Raw genomic sequence first — 7,558 nt, 5'->3', positions numbered from 1 at the left:
AATGACGACGGGACGGGGCGCGACCAGCGGTCCCGACGGGGAGTCCGGCTGACTACGCCGGCTGCGCCCCCGTGCCCACACCCGCACCGGCGAGCTCGGGCACCGACACCGGGCGGCCGTCGTGGGAGTCGGCGGGGATGTTGTACCTGTCGTCGCGACGGCGCCACCACGAGGCCAGGACCGACCCCGAGATGTTGTGCCACACGGAGAAGAAGGTCGAGGGGATCGCGACGACCGGGTTCGCGGCGAAGGCCTGCAGCGCCAGGGTGGCGCCGAGCGCGGAGTCCTGCATCCCGACCTCGAAGGTGATGGCCTTCTGCTGGGCGTAGCGGAAGCCCTGCGGGTACACCCGGAACATGACGCGGGAGAACAGGTACCCCAGGCCGTAGCCCGACAGGTTGTGCAGCATGACCACCGGGAGGATCAGGGCGGTCTCGGCGGTGAAGAGCTTCGCGTTGTTCGCGGCCACGACCACACCGATGATCAGGAGGATCGCGACCTGGGAGACGGCCGGCATCACCGCGGTGACCTTGGAGACCTTCGCCCCGAAGACCGTGTGGACCGTGACGCCCAGCGCCACGGGGATGAGGACGACCTTCAGCGCCGTGATGAAGAGCGCGCCGACCGGGATCTCGACGTACTGGCTGGCGAGGGCGCTCATGAGCAGCGGCACCATGAAGGGTGCGAGCAGGGTCGACAGCAACCCGATGGACACGTCCAGCGCCACGTCGCCGCGGGAGAGGAAGGACATGACGTTGGAGGACGTGCCGGACGGGCAGCACCCGACGAGGATCACGCCGACCGCCACCATCCCGTCCAGGCGGAACAGCCAGCACAGGAACACGGCCAGCAGCGGCATGATCACGTAGTGGGCGACGGTCCCGACGATCACCATCAGCGGCATCTTCGCGATGCGCTTGAAGTCGTCGATGCTCAGCGTCATGCCCATGCCGAACAGGACGACGGAGAGGAAGTACCCGGTGTAGGACTTCGCCCACAGCGAGGTCGAGGGGACGAAGTAGTTGAGGACGGCCCACACGACGACGACCAGTGTGAACCACTTGGTGAGCCAGGCCCCGAACTGTTGGACCTTTGACATCTGCGATCACTTCTCTTGGGAGGGCACCGGCGCAGGGCACCACGGTGCGATGGGGATGAGTGGATGGGTGCGACCGCTGGACGTGGTCAGGTGGTGTCGGGTCGGACGGGCGGGCGCAGGTCGTGCGCCGACAGCTCGTGGACACCTGTGCGTGGGGCCTGTCGGCCCCGGTCCGGGGTGCGCGCCCGTCGTCCGGTGGGACGGTGGCACGGGGGACGTCCAGCGTGCACAAGGGGGAGGGGCGGGGTCCGCCGCCAGTGCTCCCGCCCTCGTGCGGGGACCCGGGTTCCCGGGGGAGCCGGGTCAGTCCGCCGACGAGGGCGGGTCGGTAATTCGACGGGAACGTACGAGGGCGTCGCCGGTGTGGAGTACCGGGAGCGAGAGCTGGAGTGAGCTCATCGGTTCGGACGACCTTTCGGTGCTCGTCGAGGACAGGTCTGGGAGCGACCCGCTGTGCCTGCGACTGTAGGCCCGTGCCCCGTCGGGGCGCCGCCCTGTCCATCGTTCGACCCTTGAAGGAGACTTGGTGTGGCGTTGACCGGAACTCGGTGTTCGTCCGCCGACGTCGGCCCGGGCGCGTGCGTGGCCAGGGGTGCGACCTGCCCCGGTCAGGGGACCTGGTCCGCCGTGAGTGTCGCCGGGAGGGTGTCGCCCTCGTCGCCGACCTTCCCGAAGGTCGCGCCCGCGTCGGCCCTGTCCCCGGTCGGCCCGGCGGTGGAGCGGTAGTACCCGGCGGTTCCTCCCGTGATGTAGAACTGCGAGGCGGCGCCACCGCTGAGGCCCGTGGGCGTGAGGAAGAGCAGGAAGTCCCGGCCGACCTCGAGGATCGGGGCGGGCAGCTGGTCGAAGTCGGTCGAGCCCAGCTGGCGGACCTCGATCGTCGACCCCGCCGCGGGGACGTCGGTGTCCGCGTCCTCCCGGCCCGCTGCCGGTGTGGCCTCGGTGACCTCGATCGTCGAGACGGTGTGGACCGTTTCGGCGCCGGCGGCCTCCGCGGAGCCGGAGGTCCTCCGGTCGGTGACCCTGCCGACCACGACGAGGGTGCTGTCCGCTCTGAGCTCCTCGACGGAGGTGTACAGGGTCGACCGGCTCACCGCCATCCCCGTCGTCGTCTCCGGGGAGCCATCGGCGCCGGCGTCCGGACTGCAGGCCGTGGTCGCCTGGAGGGCGAGGAGCCCGAGGGCGGCAGCAGCCACCAGACGTGTGGTCGAGCGGGCGGTCGTGCCTGTCATGTCGTCTTCCCCGGGGCCCGGTGGTGGAGTGGGATGCGTCGTCCGTCTGAGCTGGTCGCCCGTGGTGCGCGGCCGGTGGCCCGTGGTGCGCGGGCCAGATGCCCGGTCAGCGCCTCAGCGCGTCGGGTCGACCATGACCTTGATGGCGCGCCGCCGGTCCATCAGATCGTAACCCTTCGCAACCTCCGAGAGGCCGACGACCTGGTCCAGGACCAGCCCGGGTTCGATCTCGCGTGCGAGCACCCGGTGGACCAGGTCCTCGGCGTAGATCCTCGTGGGGGCCATGCCCCCGCGCATCGCGATGTCGTGGCGGAACTGGTCGGCCAGGTGGGAGGTGGCCTGGTGGGGGACCCCCACCCACCCGACCGTGCCGCCGGGCGCGGTGGAGCCGATGGCCTGGGCCAGGGAGGAGTCGGTGCCGACGCACTCCAGGACCGACTCCGCACCCCAGCCGTCGGTGAGCTCTCGTATCCGCGCGATGCCTGCCTCGTCGCGCTCCGGCACGACGTCGGTGGCACCGAAGCGGCGGGCGAGGGCGGCACGGTCCTCGTGGCGGGACATGGCGATGACGCGCTCGGCTCCCAGGGTGGCGGAGGCGAGGACGCCGCTGAGGCCCACGGCGCCGTCCCCGACGACCACGGCGGTGGAGCCGGGAGAGACCCCGGCGGAGACCGCCGCGTGCCATCCGGTGCCCATGACGTCGGAGACGGTGAGCAGGGAGGGGGCGAGGTCTGGATCCGGGTCGCCCCCGGGCACGACGACGCAGGTGGCGTCCGCCCACGGCACCCGGATCGCCTCCGCCTGGCAGCCGTCGTACCAGGCGATGTGCGGGCAGCCGTAGGGACGTCCCTTCCGACACATGGCGCACCGTCCGCAGGCCGCGAAGAAGGGGATGACCACCCAGTCCCCGACGTGGACCTCGTGGACGTCCGCACCGATCTCGGTGACGACGCCGACGGCCTCGTGACCGATGCGCCTGGGCTCGGGTGTGGCGCTGATGCCGCGGTAGCCCCACAGGTCGGAGCCGCAGATGCAGGCCGCGACCGTGCGGATGACGACGTCGGTGGGCTCCTCGATGACGGGGTCGGGGACCTCCTCGACACGGATGTCATGTGCTGCGTGCAGGACCGTTGCTCTCATGCCTCCATTGTGGTCGCATCCCGCCCGCTGTCACGGGAGCGGGGTCCACCGGACCGGGGTTCACCGGACCGGGGTGCGGCCCCGTGCTGCCGCGCGGTCGACGGTCCGGGTCCGGGGGACCGGTGGAGCGCCCATCCGCGCACGGAGGTGGACCCGGGCAGCACTTGTGCAGGTATGAAAAATAGATATCATCTTGATATCCGACGAGGCCGGACCCGCCCTCGTCCCCCGTACACAACCAGGAGGACAACGTGAGCAACAGACCCGACCCCGCCGGTCCCGTTCCGGTCGGTCCCGATCCACACACCCCGGCCGACGACCGGGAGGAAGCCCCCGAGGACACCACGCCTGCGGGGCGCCCCGTGGGGCACGGGGGCATCCGTGTCGACATCGACGAGAAGCGCGCCGCGTCGGGTCCCTCCGTCCTCGCCTTCGTGGTGCTGCTCCTCATCCTGGCGGTGTTGGTCCTCTCCGTGGTCGTCTTCGTCCGCGGGGCCATCTCCGCCGACGGTGGCGGGAGCGCGGTGCTCATCCTCGTGGGCAGCGTGCTGTTCGTCCTCGGCCTGCTCGCCTTCACGACCCTGACGATCGTCTCCCCCGGGCAGACCTCCGTGCGCCAGTTCTTCGGCCGCTACATCGGGACCATCCGTCGCACGGGCCTGGTCCTGGTCCCGCCGCTGACCACCGGCAAGAAGATCTCCGTGAAGGTCCACAACTTCGAGACGAACGAGCTGAAGGTCAACGACCTGGACGGCAACCCGATCAACATCGCCGCCATCGTCGTGTGGCAGGTCGCCGACACCGCGCGCGCCGTCTACGCGGTGGAGGAGTACGAGGAGTTCATCAAGACCCAGTCCGAGGCGGCCCTGCGCCACGTCGCCACCACCCACCCCTACGACGAGCCGGGACCGGGGGAGACCTCCCTGCGTGGCGGGACGGACGTGGTCTCGGCCGAACTGGCCACCGAGGTCGCCGAGCGTGTGGCGCTCGCGGGCCTGGAGATCGTGGAGGTCCGCATCTCCTCGCTGGCCTACGCCCCCGAGATCGCCCAGGCGATGCTCCAGCGCCAGCAGGCCGGCGCCATCATCGATGCCCGCGAGCAGATCGTCGAGGGCGCGGTCACCATGGTCGACCAGGCTCTGGGCCGGTTGGAGAAGGAGGACATCGTGACCCTCGACGACGAGCGCAAGGCCCAGATGGTCTCCAACCTCCTCGTGGTCCTCTGCTCAGACCAGCGCACCCAGCCGATCGTCAACGCCGGGTCGCTCTACTCCTGAACAGCCCCTGAGCCATGGTCGACCCCCACACGTCCGATCTCCCCGACGCCGTCCCCCCTGACGGGGCGGGCGCTGGACACCCCTCCCCCCAAGACGGCGAAGTCCGCTCTGTTCTGGGGTCGAAGTCCGCTCCCTCCACTGACGAGGAGGCGGACACGAGGGCGACCGCGCGGCGCGCGCGCAAACAGGTCCTCCTGCGCCTCGACCCGGACGTCCACTCCGCAGTCGCGAAGTGGGCCGCCGACGACCTGCGCTCGGTGAACGCCCAGATCGAGGTCATCCTGCGCCGCGCCCTCAAGGACGCGGGCAGGGATCCCCGTGCCGCTCCCATGCGTGGACGGGGTCGGCCGCGTCGGGACGTATGACGACGAGGGTGGTCGCGTCGGGGCGCGCCGGCACGGCGAGGACGGTCGCGTCGGATCGGACTTCGACCCCGGAACTGAGCGGACTTCGGCCCTGGAACTGAGCGGACTTCGGCAGGGAGAGGGGTCAGGCCTGGTCCTCGGACGTGGGCGGCGGGGGAGGCTCCAGGAGGTCCGACTGACCGGTGTCCTCCGTGACGCCGTGCGAACCCGCCTCGGACTGGGACCACGAACCCTCACCCGGGACCTCGGCCGCGTCCTGGTCTGCGGTGGCGCCCCCGTCCCCGGGCTGCCCGGCGGACTCCGGACCGACCTCCTCGCCGAACTCCGCACCGGGCTCGCCAGTGGACCCTGCGGAGGGTTCGGTGGGCCCGCTGGCGTCACCCTCGGGTGCGCCGCCCTCCGGAGCGGTCCCGTCGTCGGTCGTCGGCGAGGCGTAGCGGTTCTCCCGCAGTTCCAGCAGTGAGTTGATCTCGGCCGAGAAGCTGGTGATCTGCTGCTGTTGCCAGCGCAGGGAACGGGCGCGGTCCTCCGCCTCGTGGAGGGCGTCGGTGGTGTGGGTGCGGACCTTCTTCACCAGGGAGGTGGCAGTGCGGCGGGCCTCGTCCTGGATCGACTGGGCGCGTGAGCGGGCCTCCGCGACGATCTGGTCCGACTGGGCCCTGGCGAGTTCCTCCGCGGTCCTGGCCTGCTGGGTGATGTGCTCGGCGTGCTGGAGGGCCGAGGCCACCTTCTCGTTGGCGTCCGCGGTGATCCGCTCGGCGTGGGCCACGGCCTCGTTGTGGAGGCGCAGGAACTCCTGCTGGGTCTCGTCCCGCTTGCGGGCGTTCGCCAGGTCCAACTCCCGGGCCTGGTCACGGGCGGCAGCGAGGATGTGGGCCGCGTCCTCGCGCATCTGGGAGGACTCGCGTTCGGCGTCGGCCCGCAGGCTCGCGGAGGCGCGTTGGCCCTCGGCGAGGACCACCGCGGCCTCACGCTCGGCCTGGGACACCTTCTCGGAGATCTCCCCGAGCTGCTGTTCCACCTTCGCCCGGTGGGCCGTCTGCTCGGTCTCGATCTTCAGGCGCGCCTGCTCGGCGTCGCTGCGGGCGTTCGCGAGGATCTGGTTGGCGTCCTCCTGGGCATCTGCGCGCTGCTTGTGGATCTGTTCCCTCGTCTCCTCCAGGAGGCGCTGGGACTGCTTGACGGCGTTGGCGACGACCGTGTTGGCCTGTTCCTCGGCCACCCGCAGGATCTCCTCGAACTGGACGTGCGTGGAGGCCACCGACTCAGGCAGGGACTGGCCCTCCGCCCCGGCCGCGTCCTCGTCCCGGTCCGTCGACGGTCCCCGGCCCACCTGGCGGATCTGGGTGTCGGGGAGCTCGACCTCCTTGGCCAGCCGCTTCACGCGTGCCTCGGCCTGCTCGGCGCGCGCCTGTGCCTCGTCGGCCCGCTCCTGGAGGACCTGGGCCTGTTCCTGGGCTGCCGCCGCGCTCTGCTGGGACTGCTCGGCCCGCTGGGAGACGTCGGCCAGCTGGTCGGACAGCTGACGTGTCGTCTGTTCGTTGAGGGCCACGAGATCGGAGATTTAGCGGTCGACGCTGTCCTTGTCGTATCCGCGGAAGGAGACTTCGAATTCGGGGGCAGGTTGCTCACTCATGGTGGTTCCCGGGGGTGGAGGAGGTTCGGGTCGCGGATGCGGTGGTGCATCTCACAAGTGGCATCAACGCTACAGGCCGTTGCTGGGGACCGTCGGGGCGGCAGCAGGGACTTTCCGGGGCACGGCGCGGAATGCCGGGGGAATACGCCACGCACCCGCTGCGTTGTGACCCACATGACAACTCTCGGATTGATCGGTGCAGGCCACATCGGAAGCCAGATCGCCCGGAAGGCGGTGGAGCAGGGGTACGACGTCGTCCTGAGCAACAGGCGGGGCCCTGACGTGCTGCAGGACCTCATCGCCGAACTCGGACCCCGCGCCCGTGCGGCGGCCTCCCCCACCGAGGCGGCGGAGGCCGCTGACCTCGCGGTCGTGACGATCCCCCTCAAGGCGATCGACACGGTCCCCGTGGAACCGCTCGTCGGCAAGATCGTCATCGACACGAACAACTACTACCCCCAGCGCGACGGGCACATCCCCGCCCTCGACGAGGAGACGACCACCACCTCCGAACTGCTCCAGGCCCACCTGCCCCGGTCCTTCGTGGTCAAGGCCTTCAACCACATCCCCGCCGCGCAGATCACCACGGCCGGTCGCCCCGCAGGGGACCCGGACCGCCGCGCCCTGGTGGCCGCGTCCGGCAGTGCGACGGCCCTCAGCGTCGTGGCCCGACTCCTGGATGCCTTCGGCTTCGATCCGGTGCCGGTCCAGCCCCTGGGCGAGTCCTGGCGCATCCAGCGCGACACCCCCGGTTACGTCCAGCCCTACAGCGCTCCCCAGCTGGTCCACGCCCTCGCGATCGCCAGGCG

7 protein-coding genes are annotated in these 7,558 nt (G+C 70.8%); 3 read left to right on the top strand and 4 right to left on the bottom strand.

Features of this window, described 5'->3' with window-relative positions; genetic code table 11:
- Window positions 1-52: 52 nt before the first annotated feature.
- The 3 genes from TA90_RS02330 to TA90_RS02320 all read right to left on the bottom strand — a co-directional run bounded on the left by TA90_RS02330 (window position 53) and on the right by TA90_RS02320 (window position 3,471).
- Entirely contained in the window at window positions 53-1,099 is a 1,047-nt protein-coding gene (locus TA90_RS02330; protein WP_043534414.1) for a bile acid:sodium symporter family protein, read from the bottom strand.
- 608 nt (window positions 1,100-1,707) lie between these two features.
- Window positions 1,708-2,331 carry a hypothetical protein gene (locus TA90_RS02325; RefSeq protein WP_043534413.1) on the bottom strand — a complete coding sequence of 208 codons (624 nt, stop codon included), beginning with the start codon at window positions 2,329-2,331 and terminating at the stop codon, window positions 1,708-1,710.
- Window positions 2,332-2,445: 114 nt separating this feature from the next.
- Window positions 2,446-3,471, bottom strand: coding sequence for an alcohol dehydrogenase catalytic domain-containing protein (locus tag TA90_RS02320; protein WP_043534412.1), 1,026 nt, complete (start codon window positions 3,469-3,471; stop codon window positions 2,446-2,448).
- A gap of 251 nt (window positions 3,472-3,722) precedes the next feature.
- Between TA90_RS02320 and TA90_RS02315 the strand changes: the two genes are divergently transcribed.
- Together TA90_RS02315 and TA90_RS02310 are read left to right on the top strand one after the other, a co-directional pair.
- Window positions 3,723-4,748 carry an SPFH domain-containing protein gene (locus tag TA90_RS02315; protein ID WP_082031269.1) on the top strand — a complete coding sequence of 342 codons (1,026 nt, stop codon included), beginning with the start codon at window positions 3,723-3,725 and terminating at the stop codon, window positions 4,746-4,748.
- Between the two features lie 113 nt (window positions 4,749-4,861).
- Window positions 4,862-5,113 (top strand): type II toxin-antitoxin system antitoxin, encoded by a 252-nt coding sequence (locus TA90_RS02310; protein ID WP_052450394.1) that lies wholly within the window; start codon window positions 4,862-4,864, stop codon window positions 5,111-5,113.
- 124 nt (window positions 5,114-5,237) lie between these two features.
- On the opposite strand, the gene TA90_RS02305 is transcribed toward TA90_RS02310, so the two are convergent.
- Window positions 5,238-6,665 (bottom strand): hypothetical protein, encoded by a 1,428-nt coding sequence (locus TA90_RS02305; RefSeq protein ID WP_052450393.1) that lies wholly within the window; start codon window positions 6,663-6,665, stop codon window positions 5,238-5,240.
- Window positions 6,666-6,923: 258 nt separating this feature from the next.
- Here TA90_RS02305 and TA90_RS02300 point away from each other — a divergent pair.
- Window positions 6,924-7,558: NADPH-dependent F420 reductase (locus TA90_RS02300; protein WP_043534415.1), on the top strand; the 635-nt coding region annotated here is incomplete at its 3' end.

This window comes from Actinomyces polynesiensis, from assembly GCF_000820725.1.
GTDB lineage: Bacteria > Actinomycetota > Actinomycetes > Actinomycetales > Actinomycetaceae > Pauljensenia > Pauljensenia polynesiensis.
The sequence above is the reverse complement of the archived record's forward strand: the minus strand, read 5'-3'. Positions and strand labels throughout refer to the sequence as shown.

Coding starts and splice junctions, on each gene's coding strand:
- TA90_RS02330 (WP_043534414.1), bottom strand. CDS start 1,099: ATGTCAAAGGTCCAACAGTTCGGGGCCTGGCTCACCAAGTGGTTCACA.
- TA90_RS02325 (WP_043534413.1), bottom strand. CDS start 2,331: ATGACAGGCACGACCGCCCGCTCGACCACACGTCTGGTGGCTGCTGCC.
- TA90_RS02320 (WP_043534412.1), bottom strand. CDS start 3,471: ATGAGAGCAACGGTCCTGCACGCAGCACATGACATCCGTGTCGAGGAG.